Source organism: Kitasatospora sp. DSM 101779 (assembly GCF_025655475.1).
Taxonomy (GTDB): domain Bacteria; phylum Actinomycetota; class Actinomycetes; order Streptomycetales; family Streptomycetaceae; genus Kitasatospora.
The window spans coordinates 1,497,048-1,513,298 of record NZ_JAHTIK010000001.1 but is presented as its reverse complement, the minus strand read 5'-3'; the positions used below and the strand labels follow the sequence as shown (position 1 = coordinate 1,513,298).

Here is a 16,251-nt window from a genome sequence, read left to right as displayed (position 1 = left end):
CCGGCGCGGGGCGTGCGGCGGGGGAGCGGTTCACCGGGCCGCCGCCCACTGCGGCGCCCGGTCCGCCGGGCGCCGGGCGGCGACGAGCCAGATCAGCGCGAGGAAGGCGATGTCCTGGACGACCAGCCGGCCGGGCTCCGGGATGTGCTCCGCGCCGACGAGCAGTCCGCCGGTGTTGAAACCGGCCACCAGGACGGTCTGCACGACCGCGGCGGCGTACGGGCGGTGTCCGAGGAGCACCCAGGCGCCGAGCGCGACCTCGGCGAGGCCGATGGCGACGAGCAGCGGCGTGACCGCGCCGGCCGGCAGCAGCGGCAGCCCCTCGACGATGGCGCGCTGGTCCGCCCGGCCGGGGAAGACCTTGCACCAGAAGCCCTCGTACCACCACATCAGTGCGACCGCCGCGGCCGGGAGGCGGGTTCTTCCGATGTCGGCCACGATCCCCCCTCTCCTCCCCTCGCCGCTCGGTGCCCTGGGCACGGCGGCGCCGGCCCGGGCGGGTCCCGGACCTCGTTGCGAGGATCATGCCGCAGATTTTGAACGCGTTCAACTGTGCTTCCGGGCGGCCGGTTCGTAGCTTCCTCCAAGGCCCGGCGGCGGCCCGTCCGGACGGCTTGTGCGGATCTTCAAGGTTTGCGCGTGGACTGGCCTTCACCCCGGGGTATCGATGAACATTGACGGTTGGGTGCGGGGCGCCCGAGTGCGCCCGCCGGCCCTGCCGCAACCGCACCCGTGGTGTACCTACCGCCCAGCCAGAGAGCCCTTTCATGCGTTTCCTGAACGACCTCAAGCCCGCGTACGACCTCACGTACGACGATGTCTTCATGGTCCCCAGCCGCTCCGCCGTGGGCTCCCGGCAGGGCGTCGACCTCTCCTCCCACGACGGCACCGGCACCACCATCCCGCTCGTCGTGGCGAACATGACCGCCATCGCCGGCCGCCGGATGGCCGAGACCGTGGCCCGCCGCGGCGGCCTGGTCGCGATCCCCCAGGACATCCCGATCGAGGTCGTCTCCGAGGTGATCGGCTGGGTCAAGGGCCGCCACCTCGTGCACGACACCGCGATCACCCTCAGCCCCGGCGACACCGTCGCCGACGCGCTCTCCCTGCTGCCCAAGCGCGCCCACGGCGCCCTCGTCGTGGTCGAGGACGGCAAGCCCGTCGGCGTCGTCACCGAGGGCGACTGCCAGGGCGTCGACCGCTTCACCAGCCTCGCCGAGGTGATGTCCCGCGACCTGCTGCTGCTGGACGAGGGCATCGAGCCGCGCGCCGCCTTCGACCGCCTCAACGAGGCGCACCGCAAGCTCGCCCCGGTGGTGGCCGCCGACGGCAGCCTCGTCGGCCTCCTGACCCGCCGCAACGCGCTGCGCGCCACCCTCTACACCCCGGCCGTCGACGCGAACGGCAAGCTGCGGATCGCCGCCACCGTCGGCATCAACGGCGATGTCGCCGGCCGCGCCAAGGCGCTGCTGGAGGCCGGCGCGGACGTGCTGGTCGTCGACACCGCGCACGGCCACCAGGAGTCGATGATCAGCGCCCTGCAGGCCGTCCGCGGCCTGGACCCGCAGGTGCCGATCGTGGCCGGCAACGTGGTCTCCGCCGCCGGTGTCCGCGACCTCGTCGAGGCGGGCGCCGACATCCTCAAGGTCGGTGTCGGCCCCGGCGCCATGTGCACCACCCGGATGATGACCGGCGTCGGCCGGCCGCAGTTCTCCGCCGTCCTCGAGTGCGCCGACGAGGCGCGCCGCCTCGGCAAGCACGTCTGGGCGGACGGCGGTGTCCGGCACCCGCGCGACGTCGCCATGGCGCTCGCCGCCGGCGCGTCCAACGTGATGATCGGCTCCTGGTTCGCCGGCACCTACGAGTCGCCCGGCGACCTGCAGACCACCGCCGACGGCCGCCAGTACAAGGAGAGCTTCGGCATGGCCTCCGCCCGTGCCGTGCGCAACCGCACCGCCGAGGAGTCCGCCTACGACCGCGCCCGCAAGGCGCTGTTCGAGGAGGGCATCTCCACCTCGCGGATGTTCCTCGACCCGGCCCGCCCGGGCGTCGAGGACCTCATCGACTCGATCGTCGCGGGTGTCCGCAGCTCCTGCACCTACGCCGGCGCCTCCAGCCTGGAGGAGTTCCACGAGAAGGCGATCATCGGCATCCAGAGCGCGGCCGGCTACGCCGAGGGCAAGCCGCTGCACTCCAGCTGGGTCTGACGCTCACACGACCGGGCGCCGCTCACCCCACCCGGGGCGGGCGGCGCCCGGCTCGTGCGGTGGACGGCCCGCCCGCTCGACGGGCCCGCTCACCCGGGCCGGCTCGCTCCACGGGCGCTGCTCACTCGCCGGGCGCTGCTCACTCCACGGGGGTGAGCAGCGCCCGGCTGACCATGCCGACCGAGCGGGACAGCGCGGCGGCCACCGCGTCCTCCACCAGCGGGGACTGCCGCAGCTCCCACAGGGCGAGCACGCTCGCCCAGGCCGCGTCCCGGGCCCGGTCGATGCTCCACACCCCGATCACGTGCAGCAGCCGGTCGGCCGCGTGCAGGTCGTCCGGGCACGGCAGCAGCTCCTCCCGCACCTCGGCCTCCACCTGCGCCAGCACGTCGTTGATCCGGTGGTAGTCCGCGCGGACGTCCTCCGGCTCCTGGCCGAGCAGCCGGCAGGTGTCCAGCACGGACAGCGGGAGGTCGTGCTCGATGTGCGCGTTCATCCCCGCCAGCGCGAACTGCAGCGGATGGATGCCCGTCCGGCCGCGCAGGTCGAACAGCGGCCGCCAGCAGTGCGCCGGGCGCCGCCCGCTCGCCGCGGCCTCCACCGCCTCCAGGTAGCGGGCCGCGAACACCGCGTCCAGCTCGGACATCCCGGCCGGGTCGGCGAAGTGGCCGTCCGCGAGCCGTTCGGCCACCAGCCGGGTCACCCGCAGGTACATGTGGTTGAACACCCCGACGCCGTCCCCGGCCGGGAGAGTCGCCTGCAACCGCTCCATCCGGTCGATCACCTGGTCGACCGTCAGGGCCTCGCTGATCGTCATGGTGGGCGCAGCCTTCCGCATGGGGCCGGGCAGATCATCCGGGCGGATCGTCTGATGGTAGGTCAGTGTGCGACGCATGCCCAGAAGCCGCGCTCGGCGAGTCCCCCGCGCCCCCCGCAGCGAGCCCTTCGCGCCCCACGGTGCGCGCATCGGGGCGGAAGCCGGGCGCGGACGGGCCCCGAGCCGGTGGATGCCAAAGGTGCGGGTCGTACCCCGGGCCGTCCGCAGTCCGGGACCGGGACGAGGGACGGACGAGCCCATGAGCCGCCTGGTCGTGGCGGTGCGGATCTCCATCGGCGGCTGCGTCGGCAGCAGCCGGCCGGAGGCCGACCGGCACCTGCGGAACCGGCGGCCCGACCGGCCGCGGAGCGCCGACCTCCGCCCATCCTCCGACGGCCTGTTCGCGGGAGCCCCGGGCATCCAGCTCAGCCGGCCGACGAGGGGTGCCCGGCGCACTGGGCGCGCACGGCGGACCAGCAATCCCGCCGTCCCCGACCGGGAGTTCAGCCGGGCCACCGGAACCCTGCCCGGGTCCGTCGTGAGCCGATCCGGCCAACCGGTGCAGGGCCGGCCGCGGACCACCGTGCGCAATGCCCGCTCGCCGACACGGTGGCCCGCGCAGTGAAGGAGGCCGGCGGGGACCTGGTCCTCTTCTCGGCAGTGCGGGCCTGGTCCCGTCCCTGCTCCGCGAGGACCTCGCCGACGAACTCCGGCTCTTCACCGATCCCGGCTTCGCCGGCACGGGCGCCCCGCATCCACGGGCCCCGGTTCGCCGGACGGCACTACCGCGCCACCGACGCGACCGCACACACCTGCGGCATCGTGGAGACCCGCCGGGCCAGGCAGCGGCGCCGGGGGCCACCGGGTGCCGGTCGTGGGGACTTCGGCACCCGGACGACCCCCGCCGACCCGCCGCCCACCGTGCACCTCCGGCGCCCGCCGCGCGCCGCGGACCGACCGCACCGCACCGAACGGCGGCCCGGCCCCACGGCCCCGGCCACCGCACCGCACGGCGGCCCGGCCCTACGGCCCCGGTCTTAGGGCCAAGGGCCCCGGGGGCACCGGGCCGGCGGCCGATCCGGCCGGGCCGGGTGCGGGGCGAGAGTGAGGGCATGGACACCGCCGCTGCACCGACAGCCACCGACCGCTCGCAGACCGCGCCCGTCGCCGTCGTCACCGGAGCCTCCCGAGGGCTCGGTCTGGAACTCGCCCGCGCCCTCGCCCGGGACGGCTGGCAGCTGGTGATCACGGCCCGGAACACCGCCGAACTCGCCGCCGCCGAGGCCGAACTCGCCGCCGTCACCAAGGTCGCCGCCCCGGCCGGCTCCGTCGTCGACGACGACCACCGCGAACGGCTCGCCGAGGCCGCGGCCGCCCTGGGCGGAGCCTCCCTGCTGGTCAACAACGCCTCCACCCTGACCGGCTACGACCTCGACGGCGCACCGCTGCCCGCGCTCGCCGACTTCCCGCTGCCCGGCCTGCTGGAGACCTTCGAGGTCAACGTGCTCGGCCCGATCGCCCTCACCCAGCTGCTGCTGCCCCAGCTGCGCGTCCGCCGCGGCGCCGTCCTCAACGTCAGCTCCGACGCGGCCGTCGAGGCCTACCCCGGCTGGGGCGGGTACGGCGCCTCCAAGGCCGCCCTCGACCACGCCTCCGCCGTGCTCGCCGCCGAGGAGCCCGCGATCGCCGTCTGGGCCGTCGACCCCGGCGACATGCGCACCCGGATGCACCAGGAGGCCTTCCCCGGCGAGGACATCTCGGACCGGCCGCTGCCCGCCACGGTCGTCCCCGCACTGCTCGGCCTGCTCCGCGACCGCCCCGCCGCCGGCCGCTACCGGGCCGCCGACCTGGCTGCCGTGGCCCCGGCTGCCGTGGACCTGCCGGCCGCCGGCACCCGGCCCGCCACCGCTGCCCCGACCGCGGCCGGTGAGTGAGATGGCGACCGCCGTGGACACCGGCTACGACTTCACCGTCCCGCCCGAACTCTCCGCCCGGGCCCCCGCCGAGGCCCGCGGCCTGACCCGGGACGGCGTCCGTCTCCTGGTCGGCCGGCGGGCGGGCACCGTCACCTCGCACCACCGCTTCACCGACCTGCCCGACCTGCTGCGCCCCGGCGACCTGCTGGTGGTGAACAACTCGGCCACCCTGCCCGCCGCGCTCACCGGCACCCTCCCCGACGGCACCGAGGTCGCCGTGCACCTCTCCTCGGCCCAGCCCGACCCGCGCGGCCGCCACCTCGTCGAGCTGCGTCGGCCCACCGCACACGCCACCGTCCCCTGGGAACCCGGCACTTCGCCCGCCCGGCCCGGCCTGCGGGTCACCCTGCCCGGCGGGGCCGGGGCCGAGCTCACGGCGCCGTTCACCCCGCGGCTCTGGCACGCCCGGCTCACCCTGCCCGGCGAACTCACCGGCTACCTCGCCCGGTACGGCCGCGCCGTCCGGTACGGCTACGTGGACCGCGACTGGCCGATCGAGGCCTACCAGACGGTCTTCGCCGACGTCCCCGGCAGCAGCGAAATGCCGAGCGCAGCAAGGCCGTTCACCGCCGACACGGTGGCCCGGCTGGTGTCCCGCGGCATCCTTCTCGCCCCGATCACCCTGCACACCGGGGTGGCCTCACCGGAGGTGCACGAGGCTCCGTACGCCGAGCGCCACCGCGTCCCGGAGGCCACCGCCCGGCTGGTCGGCCACGTCCGCGCCGAGGGCGGCCGGGTGATCGCGGTCGGCACCACGGCCGTCCGCGCCCTCGAATCGGCCGTCGGCCCGGACGGCCGGGTCCGCGCCGCCGACGGCTGGACCGACCTCGTCATCACCCCCGAGCGCGGCGTCCGCGTCGTCGACGGCCTGCTGACCGGCCTTCACGAGCCGCTCGCCTCACACCTCCTCATGCTCGAAGCCGTCGCCGGCCGCCCCCTGCTCACCCGCTGCTACGCCGAAGCCCTCGAACACCGCTACCTCTGGCACGAGTTCGGCGACGTCAACCTGCTCCTCCCGGACTGATCCGGTGTCCGTCCCGGGAACTGCGGAAGCCGATGGTGCGGGCCCGGTCCGCCGGGTGCTCAGTCGGGCTCGGCCGGCACCGTCACGACGGGGCACTGGGCACGGCGCAGCAGCCCGTGCGGGACGGAGCCGAGGCGCAGGCCGGTGAAGCCGCCTCGGCCGCGGCGGCCGACGACCAGGGCCAGCGCGTTCTCGGAGGCGGCGGCGAGCTGCTCCACGGGGTGGCCGGTGAGCACGTCGTGGGTGAGCCGGACGTCGGGGTGGAGCGCGGTGCGGCCGGCGGTGGCCTCGTGGAGCTGACGCCGGATCTCCTGGATCGCCGTGGCCTTGTCGATCGGCAGGATGGTCGGCGCCTGCCACACCCAGACGGCGCGCAGCTCCGCCCCGCGCCGGGCCGCCGCGTCGAAGGCGAAGTCGATGGCCGCGCCGGAGCCCGCGCTGCCGTCGACGCCGACGACGACGTGCGGCGGATCCTCCGGGACGTGCTCGCCACCGCGGACGACCACCACCGGGCACGGCGCCTGGGCGGCGACCGGGAGGATGACCGAGTAGGTGCTGAGCACCTCCTCGATCCGGGAGAGCCCTCGGGAGCCGAGGACGACCATCTCGGCGCTGGCGGCCCGACGGCAGATCACCTGCCCGGGCTGGCCGTCGGCGAGGACGATGCTGATGTCGAGCCCCGGGTACCGCTCCTCGACCGCGAGCCGGGCCTCGCCGAGCGCCGCCTCGCCGGCCTCGTGCATCGCGGTGCGGTACTGGCCCTCGTCGAAGCCGCGGTAGTCCCGGCTGCTCGGCGGTACGGCGTGGACGAGCCGTAGTGGCAGCCCTCGGCGGACGGCCTCGTCGGCGGCCCAGGCGAGCGCGGCGGATGCCGGGTCCCCGGCGTCGACGCCGACCACGACGGAACGGCTTCCCACGGCTGACGTCATGGCTCCTCCAGCGGTGTCCGGAGCAGGAACGGCGGCGGCCGGCCGTGCTGCACGGCATCCGGCATGCGGCGACGGGAAGGGGCTACCCGCTTCTCGCGGATCCTGATTGCGCGGTGCACGGTTCTGGCCGCTACCCCGCGTCTTCCTGGGGCCCTTCCCGTCCCTCTCAGTCCACCACCACCTCCGGCTTTGCGCGAGCCGCCACGCCCTGTGACCGCCGCGCGTGCCCCGGCGTAGCCTGACGGGCATGGACGAGGAGCCGTTGGGGCCGCGCGCGGTGCACGGGGTGGACACGGAGGATCAGGGCGGCGAGCCGGCCTGCCTGCTGGCGCTGCTCTGCCCGTCCTGCGACGCCGTCCCGGAGAGCGCCGGCAGTGCGCGGTGCCGGCGCTGCGGCGCCGACCTGCGCGAACGCCGCGAGGACGGCGGTGGCGGCGCGGGCCGGCCGTAGCGGCTTCAGCCCGCGATCTCCTGCAGGAAGCCCTCGACGGCGCGGAGGAAGGCCTCCGGCCGGTCCATGCTCGGCAGGTGCGCGGCGCCCTCGAGGGCGACGGTGCGGCCGTCGGGCACGGCAGCGGCGAGGTCCTCGGCGATGGCGATCAGCTCGGGGGAGTCGAGTGCGCCGTTGAGCGCCAGCACGGGGACGGCGATCTCCTTGGCGCGTGCGGCGGTGTCGGCGACGGCCACGCTGTGGTCCTGCTCGTCGGCGGTGTGCTTGGCCAGCGTCCGCCAGACCATCTCCTTCACCCGGCGGACGACCTCCGGGTCGACCTCGTCGAGACTGCGGTGCGGGCCGGCGGCGATCCGGGCGAAGCCGTCCACCCAGCCGGCGATGTCGCCGGCCGCCATGGCGGCGTCCTTCTCGGCACCCAGCTCCAGCAGCCACGGGTCGCGGAACTCGGACAGGCCGGTGCCGCCGCCGCTGATCACCAGGGCGCGGACGAGGTCCGGGTGTTCCAGGGCGGTGTCGACGGCGATGTTCGCGCCCATCGAGGTGCCGACCAGGACGGCCGGGCCGGTGTCGAGGTGGCGCAGCAGGGCGGCGAGGTCGTCGGTCTGGCGGAACGGCAGGGTGGCGTTGGCGGAGCGGCCGTGGCCGCGGACGTCCGGTGCGATCACCCGGTGGCGGCCGGCGAGGGCGGGCACCAGCTCGTCGAACATGGTGTGGTCCAGGAAGCTCGCGTGGAGCAGGACGACGGGCAGCCCGCTGCCGGTGTCGCGGTAGGCGAGGAGGCCGTCGTGCGAGGGAAAGGTGGCGATGGCCGAAGCGCTAGTCATGACAACCAAGGTGCCATATTTGCCGGATGATGACAACTGAGTTGTCATTTCTTCGGGCCGATACGGCACCCGAGGTGTCATGATGACCGTGTGACCGAGACCGAGCCCCCGCAGCCGCCGCCCGACGACATCGCCCCACACCTGATGGAGGTGTTCGCCCTGGTGGGCCCGCTCTACCGGCGGGTGCAGCGCAAGATCGAGCAGGACGCCCCGCGGCAGGGCCTGTCGGTCGGCGTCCGCGCCGTCCTCGACCTGCTCCGCGAACACGGGCCGATGACCGTCCCGCAGATGGGCCGCGCCCAGTCGCTGAGCCGGCAGTTCGTCCAGCGCATGGTCAACGACGCCGCCGCCCGGCACCTCGTCGAGACCGCCCCCAACCCGGCCCACCAGCGGTCCTCGCTGATCCGGCTGACGGACGAGGGCCGCGCCGCCATCACCGCCGTCACCGCCCGCGAGCACGCCCTGCTGCGCCAGGCCGGCGGCGACCTGACCGAGGAGGACGTCGCGACCTGCGTCCGGGTGCTCGCCCGGATGCTCCGACTCTTCGACGACGTCGACGTCGACTGACGCTCACCGCCCCGGCTGCGCGGCCGCGGTGGAAAACCGCTGGCCCGGACGGCCCCCGACCGCCTAGCGTGCGCCGGATGCACACCGTGGAGGGGGAGCGATGACGATCCATCTGGTCGGCGGCGGCCGCGACGAGGCGTGGTACGCGGAGCTGTACGGGCCGTTCCTGGCCGAGGCCGGGACGGAGCCCGAGGTGGCCTGCCTGCTGCTCGACGAGGGTGACGTCCCCGAGCAGTTCGAGCGCTGGTCCGGGGCGCTCGCCGCGGCGGCACCCTGCCGGCCGCGCGCGGTGCCCGTGGTGCCGGGTGCCGTGTTCGACCCGGCCGTCCTCGACGGCGCGGACGCCGTCTTCGTCGGCGGCGGGTTGACCCCCGAGTACGCGTCGGCGCTGGCCGGCCCGCTCGGCCGCCGACTGGCCGAACGGCCGCTGCCGTACGCCGGGTTCTCGGCCGGCGCGGCGATCGCGGCCGGCCGCGCGGTGGTCGGCGGCTGGCTGTCCGAGGGGGTGCCGGTCTGCCCCGAGGAGACCGCCGAGGACCTGGACGAGATCGAGGTCCGCGACGGCCTCGGCCTGATCGCCCCGGCCGTCGACGTGCACGCCGCCCAGTGGGGCACCCTCGGCAGGCTGGTCGAGGCGGTCGCCCGCGGCGTCGTGCCGTACGGCCTCGCGATCGACGAGAACACCGCCCTCGCCGTGCACGGCACGACGGCCCGGGTGCGCGGCGCGGGCCGGGTGCACCTCGTCCGCCCGGACGGCGGTGGGGCCGCCGTCCGCTCCTACCGGGCGGGGGAGGACCTGCCGCTCTGACCGTTCTGGCCCGTGGCGGCGAGGCCGCTCCGAGGCCGGGTCACTCGTAGCGGTACCGGAGGGACTCCCGCTCCGCCTGCTCGATCCGGTCCAGCGTCAGCTCCGGGTCCTGCAGGTGGGAGAGGGTGACCTGGGCCGAGGTCGGCTGGGCGTCCTTGCCGAGCCACTGCTCCGGCTTCCACGCGGAACCGCGCAGGAAGGCCTTGGGGCAGTGCCCGTACACCTCCTCGACCTCCACCACGATCGCGCTGCGCGGCGGCTTGCCGACCGCGGTCAGCTGCGCCAGCAGCCGTTCGTCGGTGGTGACGCAGGCCCGGCCGTTGACCCGCAGCGTGGTGTCCCGCCCGGGCACCACGAAGAGCAGGCCCACCCGCCCGGTGCTCACGATGTTCTGCAGGCTGTCCAGACGCTTGTTGCCGGTGGCGTCGGGGATCGCCAGCGTCCGGTCGTCCAGCACGGCCACGAACCCGGCCGGGCCGCCGCGCGGCGACACGTCGCAGCGGCCGTCCCCGTCCGCGCTCGCCACCATCACCAGCGACGAACAGCCGATCAACTGCCGGGCCACGTCGTGGATCCGGTCGACCTGCTTGCGGCGGGCGTGGTCACCGGGCTGCTCGTACACCTCCCGCAGCTCGGACACCTCCCGGACGGCGGAGGAGTGCAGGGTGTCGAAGAGGCGGCCGGGCGCCGCGGGTTCTGTGATCACATGCCGGAAATCTAGCCGAGTGCCGGCTGCCGCGGAACGGCATTTCCGCACTGCGCCCGGCACCTCCCTCAGCCCTCCGCGCCGCCGGCGGCCGCCGGCGGCGCGATCAGCGCCCACACGGTCTTGCCCGCACCGGCCGCCCGCGGGAGCCAGCCCCAGGCCGCGGCGAGCGCACCGACGATCTCCAGGCCGCGCCCGCCCTCGGGGAATTCCTCCGCGACCCGCGGCACCCCGCCCGGCCCGCACCCGTCGTCCGGGTCGGACACCTCCACCAGCAGGCCCGGCGCACCGTAGCGGAGACGGAAGTGCACCCGCCCGCCCCTGCCGCGGGCGTGCACCACCGCATTGGCGGCGAGCTCGGACAGCACCAGGCAGCCGTCCTCGGCGAAGTGCCCGGCGGTGCTGCGGTCCCACGGCTCGCAGACCGCCATCAGGTCGCGGAGCCGGCGCCGCGCCTCCCGCACCGCGTCCCGTCGTCTCGGCAGCCAGAACTCCAGCCGCCCGCCGAAGTCCGCCCCGCCCGTCGTCGCGAAGGGCGGCCGCTCGGCGGCGGGACGCGGGACGTCGTACATCAAGGCACTCCAACGGTCACGGGCCGGTGCGATCTGCGCCGGTCCGTCACAAGATTCGGCCCGCGGCGATACGCTCGGTAGTGCTGGGCGCTCAACAACGGGCGCTGTAGGCCGGGGGAGGACGCCGATGGCACCGACGCGAGACCTGGACCCTTCGTCCTCCGTGCTCGGCTTCTTCGGATCGGAGCTCCGACGCTTCCGCGAGGCCTCCGGGCTCACCCAGGACCGCCTCGGCGAGGTCATCAACTACACCGGCTCGCTCGTCGGGCTGATCGAGACGGCCCGGCGCAAGCCCTCCCGCGAGTTCACCGAACGCTGCGACGCCGCCCTCGGCACCGACGGCGCCCTGGCCCGCATCTGGCCGCTGCTCAACCGGGCGGTGTTTCCGCCGTGGTTCCGCGGCTTCGTCGACCTGGAGGCGACGGCGACGTCGATCCGGAAGTACCAGGCCCAGACCGTGCCGGGACTCCTGCAGACCGAGGACTACGCCCGGGCCCTGCTGCGCAAGGGTCTGGTCGGCGAGAGCGAGGAACGCGTCGAGGAGGGCGTCGCCGCGCGACTCGGCAGGCAGGCCATCCTGGACGGGCCCGACCGGCCGTACCTGTGGGTGATCCTCGACGAGGCCGTGCTGCGTCGCCCGGTGGGCGGACCGCAGGTGATGAGGCAACAGCTGGTGCGGTTGGTCGAGAGCGCACGGCATCCGCGCGTGGTGATCCAGGTGCTGCCGTTCGCCAGCGGGGAGCACACCTCGGTGGAGGGCCCGCTGACCTTGCTGTCGTTCGCCGAGGGGCCCGACGTCGCGTACGTCGAAGGCCCGAACTTCGGTCAGGTCATCGACAATTCGAGCGATCTGACGCTGTGCGTCTTGGCGTACGATCACCTCCAGGCCGACGCCCTGCCGCCGAGCGCGTCGCTGGCCATGATCGAAGCGGCGATCGAGAAGGGGTACGAAGCGTGAGCAACACACCCGATCTGTCGGCCGCGGTCTGGCGGAAGTCGACGTTCAGCGGCGGCACCGGCGGTGACTGCGTCGAGGTCGCGGACGGCTTCGACGGCGTGGTGCCCGTCCGGGACAGCAAGGACCCGGCCGGGCCGGCGCTGGTGTTCGGCGCCGCCGCGTGGCAGGCGTTCGTCGACGCGGTCAGATCCGGCGACCTGGCATGACCGAGTTCGGTGCCGTCCTGTGCGATCTGGACGGTGTGATCCGGTTCTTCGACCACGCCGAGGTGGCCCGGCTGGAACGGGCGGCCGGGCTGCGGCCGGGCAGCACCGCGGAGGCGGCCTTCGCGCCCGCCGTCGCCGAACCGCTCGTCCTCGGCGGCCTCACCCGGGCGCAGTGGCGGGAGGCGATCGGTGCCGCGCTCGCCGCGAGCGTCCCCGAGGACACCGCCCGCGCCCTCGCCGAGCTCTTCACCGGCACGCCGCAGTCGGCGGACCCCGAGGTCGTGGAACTGCTCCGCAGGGCCCGGGAGAGCTGTCCGGTACTGCTCGTCACCAACGCCACCGTCTGGCTCGACGAGGACCTTGCCGCGCTCGGCCTCACCGGCCTCGCGGACGCCGTGGTGAACAGCTCCGAGGTGGGCTCGGCCAAGCCGGACGGCCTGATCTACCAGATCGCCGCCGGACGGGCCGAAGTCGCCCCCGAGCGCTGCCTGTTCGTCGACGACCGCGCCGAGAACGTCGCCGCGGCCACCGCCCTGGGCATGGCGGGCCTGCACTACCGGACCCCGGCCGACCTGCGCGCCGCCCTGGCCGGACGGCTGCCCGCCCCACGGCCCGGCCGGGCCGCTCAGGAGGCCGCGGGCCGCCCGTAGTGCAGCAGCACCACGCCGTTGCCGAAGGTGCGGGTCTCCACCAGGTGCAGCGGCCGGTCCGCCTCGGCGGGAGGGAAGAGCGGCTTGCCCTCGCCGATCAGCACCGGGTGGACGTAGATCCGGTACTCGTCCACCAGGTCGTGCCGCAGGAAGGCCGCCGCGAGGTCCGCGCCGCCGAGCGCGAGGTCCCCACCGGGCTGCGCCTTGAGCTGCTCGATCTCGGCCGGGACGACCTCCCGCCGGATCTCGGTGTTCCAGTCGGCGTGCGTCAGGGTGCGGGAGAAGACGATCTTCGGCATGGAGCGCCAGATCTCCGCGAACTCGGCGATCGGCCCGGGGGCGTCCGGGTCGGCGTCCGCGGTCGGCCAGTAGTCGGCCATCAGGTCGTAGGTGACCCGGCCGCTGAGGAAGCCGCCCATCGGCCGCAGCATGTCGTTCATGTGCTGGTGCAGTTCCTCGTCGACCAGGTGCCAGTCGATCCGCCGGTCCGGCCGCTCGATGTACCCGTCCAGAGAGGCCGAGAACACCATGACGATCTTCCTCATCGCACGCTCCTCGGCTCCGACGACCGGCCGCTCCATGCTGGCACGGCGGCCGCGGCCCGCCCGGCACCCGCAGTGACGGCGTGTCAGCCGCGGGGCGGGAGAGCCGGATCGGCCGGACCGGCCGGGGTCAGGGCGCCGCGGTCTCCGCCACCACCCACGCCAGGTACGCGTCCGAGCCGGCCACCACCGGGACGGCCACCACCTCCGGCGTCTCGTAGCCGTGGTGCTCGTGGAGGAAGGCGGTGAGCCGCTCCGCGAGACCGGCGGTGGTCTTGAAGTCGATCCGCCACTCGGAGGCCGACCGCACCTCGCCCTCCCACCAGTACACCGAACCGATCGGATACACCTGGGCGCAGGCCGCCAGCCGCTCGCGCACCACCAGCCCGGCCAGCGCGCGGGCCTTCTCCTCCGCATCGTGGGTCGTGGTCACCACGAGGACGTCACGGTTCGTCATGCCGCCGAGCCTACGCGCGGCCGCGGCGCCCCCGGCGCCACCGCGGCAGGCGGTGGGCCGGAGCCGGAGCGAGCGGCTCAGAGGCCGGGGATCTGCCGCGCGGCGAACGCCTTGCGGACGGTGTCCGCCGCGCCCGGGCCGTACATCCGGCGGGCGGTGTCCACGGTCGCCAGGGCGGCCGCCGAGAACGAGGTGTCGGGGGCGAAGGAGAACTGTGCGTTCACGATGATCCGGTCGGCCGTGCGGGCACCCAGCGCCTTGCGGATGTCGTAGAGCGCCTGCGACCAGATCTCGCCGTCCGCGTGCACCTCGCCGACCTTGTCGCCGTACACCTTGCCGGTGTCCAGGCGGCGCAGGCAGTGCACCGGGCCGGCGGTGTAACCGGTCGAGTCCCAGTCCGCCACGCACGCCTCCGGGGTGAGCGAGGACCAGCCGTACTTGGCGTCGGCGGCCGCGCCCACCGCCACCGCCAGGTAGTCGCCGAACGCCTCGCCGATCGCACCGGCCTCCGGGGAGGCGCCGAAGCCCGGCACCTGCGCCTCGTGCACGGCGTGCCCGTACTCGTGGACGATCACCTCGGCGTCCTCGGCGTCGTCCACCCCGCCCTTGCCGAAGCGGATCTCGTCCTTCTTGTCGGTGAAGAAGGAGTTGTCCGACCCCCACTGGTTGATCCGTACCGGCTGCACCCGGTCGTTGGCGCCCGGCAGCTCACTGCCGAAGCCCAGGCCCTGCAGGTACTCCTGTGCCTCGTTGACCCAGAAGTACGCCATCACCTGCTCGAACTGGTCGGCGTCCCGGGTGAACGTGAAGCTGCCGGACGGCGAGTACGCGGGCGCCCCGGTCTCCGAGCGGACCGCCGCCCACCGGCCCGACAGGTAGCCGCTGCCGTCCAGGTTCCGCAGCGCCACCCGGGCGTAGGCGGAGGCGGGCACCGCCGACGCGGCGTCCTTGGAGTCCGTCAGCCCCTCGTCGCCCGAGGACTGCACCGGATTGACCATGAAGACCTGGCCGACCGCGCCGGCCGGGACCGGGGCGGGCTTGGCGACCGCAGGAGTGGCGGCGAGACCGGCCGCCGTGGCGAGGACGGCGGCGGTCGCTGCGGCGAGACGGGGCACGCGGACGGAACGGGACACGGTTCCTCCAGAACGGGGGCGAGGGCTGCTGCGGGATCATTCCCTACCGCCGCACCCAGTGACCAGGGGCCGGAACCGGTGAATTTCCCCGGCACCCCACCGGACCGGCCGGAGAATGTGCGGTCGGAGCCCCGCAGTGCCGCAAGCCCTTGCGCCCGCGGTGGGGCACCGCCGCGCGCGGGCACACCGACCGGAGAACCATGGAGGCGAGCGCCCGAACGCCACCCGGTGCACGGACACGAGAGGACGGGACGATGGCGCCCCTGCCGTTCGTCGGACGCCGCGACGTGCTCGCCGCGATCGCCGACGCCGCCGGGCGGACCCGGCACGGACACGGCGGGCTGCTCGCCGTCACCGGCCCGGCCGGCGCCGGGAAGACCCGGACGGCCGAGGAGTCGGCGACCCGCACCGACGGATTCCGCACGCTGTGGACGTGGTGCCCGCCGGAGGCGGCCGGCAGCCCCTTCCGCCCCTGGGCCCGGCTGCTGCGCGACCTCACCGCCGCCGACGCCGACTGCGCCGGCCTCGTCCGCGCCTCGCCCCCGCTGCGCGCCCTCACCGAAGGACGCACCGCCCGGCTGCTCCGCGCCCCGGACCCGGAGGGCGCCCGGCTGCGCCTCACCGCCGACACCGCGGACCTGCTGCGGACGGCCGCCGCCGCCCGGCCGCTGCTGATCGTCCTCGACGACCTGCACGCCGCGGACCCCTCCTCGCTCCACCTGCTGCTGGAACTCGCCGCCACCGCACGGAACGCACCGCTGCTGCTGCTCGCCACCGCGCGGGACGACGACGCCCCCTGGGCCGGCCGCACCGCCGACCGTGCCGAACTCCTCCGCCGTGCCCGAACTTTGCCGCTCGGTCCGCTCACCCCGCCGGACATCGCCCGCCTGCTCGCCGCCGCCACCGGCGGCCCCGCCGACCCCGACCGGGTCGGCGCCCTGGCGAGGCGGACCGGAGGCGACGCGTTCTTCCTCACCGAACTGCTGCAGTCCCCGCAGCCGATGCCGGCCGGTGTCCGCGCCGCGGTCGCCGCCCGCCTCGACACCCTCGCCGCCGAGACCCGCCGGGCCGTCCGGACGGCCGCCGCCCTCGGCACCCGCTTCCCGCTCGACACCCTCGCCCGCACCCTCGGCACCGCCCCCGCCGACCTCCGGCCCCGGCTCGCCGACGCCGTCGCCGCCGGGCTGCTCGCCGACCTCGGCCCCGACACCGCCGCCTTCCGCCACGACCTGCTCCGCGAGGCCGTCCAGGACACCGTCCCCGCCGCCGACCGCCCCGCACTGCACCGGCGGATCGCCGCCGCCCTCACCGGCGACCACCGGGCCGACCCCGCCGAGACCGCCCGCCACCTGCTGCTCGCAGGCCCCGAACACCGCGCACGGGCCGCCGCGGAGGCCCGCCGGGCCGGCGACCGGGCCGCC

19 protein-coding genes are annotated in these 16,251 nt (G+C 75.1%); 10 read left to right on the top strand and 9 right to left on the bottom strand.

The genetic code is table 11. The features are described 5' to 3' along the window. Positions 1–30 precede the first annotated feature (30 nt). Positions 31–438 (bottom strand): DoxX-like family protein, encoded by a 408-nt coding sequence (locus tag KSNIM_RS06995; RefSeq protein ID WP_263102355.1) that lies wholly within the window; start codon positions 436–438, stop codon positions 31–33. Positions 439–767: 329 nt separating this feature from the next. Between KSNIM_RS06995 and KSNIM_RS06990 the strand changes: the two genes are divergently transcribed. Next, positions 768–2,207, top strand: a complete 1,440-nt coding sequence (locus KSNIM_RS06990) for a GuaB1 family IMP dehydrogenase-related protein (RefSeq protein ID WP_263102354.1) — start codon at positions 768–770, stop codon at positions 2,205–2,207. A gap of 139 nt (positions 2,208–2,346) precedes the next feature. Here the strand turns inward: KSNIM_RS06990 and KSNIM_RS06985 are convergent, their stop codons facing one another. Further along, positions 2,347–3,024, bottom strand: coding sequence for a DUF5995 family protein (locus KSNIM_RS06985; protein ID WP_263102353.1), 678 nt, complete (start codon positions 3,022–3,024; stop codon positions 2,347–2,349). Between the two features lie 1,112 nt (positions 3,025–4,136). Here KSNIM_RS06985 and KSNIM_RS06980 point away from each other — a divergent pair. Beyond that, positions 4,137–4,958, top strand: a complete 822-nt coding sequence (locus tag KSNIM_RS06980; RefSeq protein WP_263102352.1) for an SDR family NAD(P)-dependent oxidoreductase — start codon at positions 4,137–4,139, stop codon at positions 4,956–4,958. A 1-nt stretch (position 4,959) separates the two neighbouring features. Next, complete coding sequence (locus KSNIM_RS06975; protein WP_263102351.1) at positions 4,960–6,024, top strand: S-adenosylmethionine:tRNA ribosyltransferase-isomerase; 1,065 nt, start codon at positions 4,960–4,962, stop codon at positions 6,022–6,024. Between the two features lie 59 nt (positions 6,025–6,083). Here the strand turns inward: KSNIM_RS06975 and KSNIM_RS06970 are convergent, their stop codons facing one another. Beyond that, positions 6,084–6,953 carry a universal stress protein gene (locus KSNIM_RS06970; protein ID WP_263102350.1) on the bottom strand — a complete coding sequence of 290 codons (870 nt, stop codon included), beginning with the start codon at positions 6,951–6,953 and terminating at the stop codon, positions 6,084–6,086. A gap of 247 nt (positions 6,954–7,200) precedes the next feature. On the opposite strand from KSNIM_RS06970, the gene KSNIM_RS06965 reads away from it, so the two are divergent. Beyond that, positions 7,201–7,404 (top strand): hypothetical protein, encoded by a 204-nt coding sequence (locus KSNIM_RS06965; RefSeq protein ID WP_263102349.1) that lies wholly within the window; start codon positions 7,201–7,203, stop codon positions 7,402–7,404. Between the two features lie 5 nt (positions 7,405–7,409). Here KSNIM_RS06965 and KSNIM_RS06960 read toward each other — a convergent pair whose 3' ends face one another. After that, on the bottom strand, positions 7,410–8,231 hold the full coding sequence (locus KSNIM_RS06960) for an alpha/beta fold hydrolase (protein WP_263102348.1): 822 nt from the start codon (positions 8,229–8,231) through the stop codon (positions 7,410–7,412). 144 nt (positions 8,232–8,375) lie between these two features. Here KSNIM_RS06960 and KSNIM_RS06955 point away from each other — a divergent pair, with 144 nt between their 5' ends. Further along, positions 8,376–8,798 (top strand): MarR family winged helix-turn-helix transcriptional regulator, encoded by a 423-nt coding sequence (locus tag KSNIM_RS06955; protein ID WP_411543849.1) that lies wholly within the window; start codon positions 8,376–8,378, stop codon positions 8,796–8,798. A gap of 100 nt (positions 8,799–8,898) precedes the next feature. Further along, complete coding sequence (locus KSNIM_RS06950; protein ID WP_263102346.1) at positions 8,899–9,606, top strand: hypothetical protein; 708 nt, start codon at positions 8,899–8,901, stop codon at positions 9,604–9,606. A gap of 40 nt (positions 9,607–9,646) precedes the next feature. On the opposite strand, the gene KSNIM_RS06945 is transcribed toward KSNIM_RS06950, so the two are convergent. Both KSNIM_RS06945 and KSNIM_RS06940 read right to left on the bottom strand, forming a co-directional pair. Next, the gene (locus tag KSNIM_RS06945) at positions 9,647–10,270 is read right to left on the bottom strand and encodes an MSMEG_1061 family FMN-dependent PPOX-type flavoprotein (protein WP_411543848.1); all 624 of its coding nucleotides are present in this window, start codon (positions 10,268–10,270) and stop codon (positions 9,647–9,649) included. 110 nt (positions 10,271–10,380) lie between these two features. Further along, complete coding sequence (locus KSNIM_RS06940; RefSeq protein ID WP_263102344.1) at positions 10,381–10,884, bottom strand: ATP-binding protein; 504 nt, start codon at positions 10,882–10,884, stop codon at positions 10,381–10,383. Positions 10,885–11,011: 127 nt separating this feature from the next. Between KSNIM_RS06940 and KSNIM_RS06935 the strand changes: the two genes are divergently transcribed. From KSNIM_RS06935 to KSNIM_RS06925, 3 genes are read left to right on the top strand one after another with little or no spacing between them, the layout of a single operon-like run. After that, complete coding sequence (locus tag KSNIM_RS06935; RefSeq protein ID WP_263102343.1) at positions 11,012–11,842, top strand: helix-turn-helix domain-containing protein; 831 nt, start codon at positions 11,012–11,014, stop codon at positions 11,840–11,842. Beyond that, positions 11,839–12,048 (top strand): DUF397 domain-containing protein, encoded by a 210-nt coding sequence (locus KSNIM_RS06930; protein WP_263102342.1) that lies wholly within the window; start codon positions 11,839–11,841, stop codon positions 12,046–12,048. The genes KSNIM_RS06935 and KSNIM_RS06930 overlap by 4 nt, the downstream gene beginning before the upstream one ends. Continuing rightward, positions 12,045–12,698, top strand: a complete 654-nt coding sequence (locus tag KSNIM_RS06925) for an HAD family hydrolase (protein ID WP_263102341.1) — start codon at positions 12,045–12,047, stop codon at positions 12,696–12,698. The genes KSNIM_RS06930 and KSNIM_RS06925 overlap by 4 nt, the downstream gene beginning before the upstream one ends. Here KSNIM_RS06925 and KSNIM_RS06920 read toward each other — a convergent pair. The 3 genes from KSNIM_RS06920 to KSNIM_RS06910 all read right to left on the bottom strand — a co-directional run bounded on the left by KSNIM_RS06920 (position 12,674) and on the right by KSNIM_RS06910 (position 14,830). Next, entirely contained in the window at positions 12,674–13,243 is a 570-nt protein-coding gene (locus tag KSNIM_RS06920; RefSeq protein WP_263102340.1) for a dihydrofolate reductase family protein, read from the bottom strand. The genes KSNIM_RS06925 and KSNIM_RS06920 overlap by 25 nt on opposite strands. Before the next feature lie 127 nt (positions 13,244–13,370). Next, a complete protein-coding gene (cutA, locus tag KSNIM_RS06915; RefSeq protein WP_263102339.1) occupies positions 13,371–13,697 on the bottom strand; it encodes a divalent-cation tolerance protein CutA in 327 nt (108 codons plus the stop codon). A 77-nt stretch (positions 13,698–13,774) separates the two neighbouring features. Beyond that, positions 13,775–14,830, bottom strand: coding sequence for a M4 family metallopeptidase (locus KSNIM_RS06910; RefSeq protein ID WP_263102338.1), 1,056 nt, complete (start codon positions 14,828–14,830; stop codon positions 13,775–13,777). A 254-nt stretch (positions 14,831–15,084) separates the two neighbouring features. Between KSNIM_RS06910 and KSNIM_RS06905 the strand changes: the two genes are divergently transcribed. After that, positions 15,085–16,251, top strand: a 1,167-nt coding sequence (locus tag KSNIM_RS06905) for an ATP-binding protein (RefSeq protein ID WP_263102337.1), incomplete at its 3' end; no start/stop codon positions are given.

Coding starts and splice junctions, on each gene's coding strand:
- KSNIM_RS06990 (WP_263102354.1), top strand. CDS start 768: ATGCGTTTCCTGAACGACCTCAAGCCCGCGTACGACCTCACGTACGAC.
- KSNIM_RS06985 (WP_263102353.1), bottom strand. CDS start 3,024: ATGACGATCAGCGAGGCCCTGACGGTCGACCAGGTGATCGACCGGATG.
- KSNIM_RS06980 (WP_263102352.1), top strand. CDS start 4,137: ATGGACACCGCCGCTGCACCGACAGCCACCGACCGCTCGCAGACCGCG.
- KSNIM_RS06975 (WP_263102351.1), top strand. CDS start 4,960: ATGGCGACCGCCGTGGACACCGGCTACGACTTCACCGTCCCGCCCGAA.
- KSNIM_RS06970 (WP_263102350.1), bottom strand. CDS start 6,953: ATGACGTCAGCCGTGGGAAGCCGTTCCGTCGTGGTCGGCGTCGACGCC.
- KSNIM_RS06965 (WP_263102349.1), top strand. CDS start 7,201: ATGGACGAGGAGCCGTTGGGGCCGCGCGCGGTGCACGGGGTGGACACG.
- KSNIM_RS06960 (WP_263102348.1), bottom strand. CDS start 8,231: ATGACTAGCGCTTCGGCCATCGCCACCTTTCCCTCGCACGACGGCCTC.
- KSNIM_RS06955 (WP_411543849.1), top strand. CDS start 8,376: ATGGAGGTGTTCGCCCTGGTGGGCCCGCTCTACCGGCGGGTGCAGCGC.
- KSNIM_RS06950 (WP_263102346.1), top strand. CDS start 8,899: ATGACGATCCATCTGGTCGGCGGCGGCCGCGACGAGGCGTGGTACGCG.
- KSNIM_RS06940 (WP_263102344.1), bottom strand. CDS start 10,884: ATGTACGACGTCCCGCGTCCCGCCGCCGAGCGGCCGCCCTTCGCGACG.
- KSNIM_RS06935 (WP_263102343.1), top strand. CDS start 11,012: ATGGCACCGACGCGAGACCTGGACCCTTCGTCCTCCGTGCTCGGCTTC.
- KSNIM_RS06925 (WP_263102341.1), top strand. CDS start 12,045: ATGACCGAGTTCGGTGCCGTCCTGTGCGATCTGGACGGTGTGATCCGG.
- KSNIM_RS06920 (WP_263102340.1), bottom strand. CDS start 13,243: ATGAGGAAGATCGTCATGGTGTTCTCGGCCTCTCTGGACGGGTACATC.
- cutA (WP_263102339.1), bottom strand. CDS start 13,697: ATGACGAACCGTGACGTCCTCGTGGTGACCACGACCCACGATGCGGAG.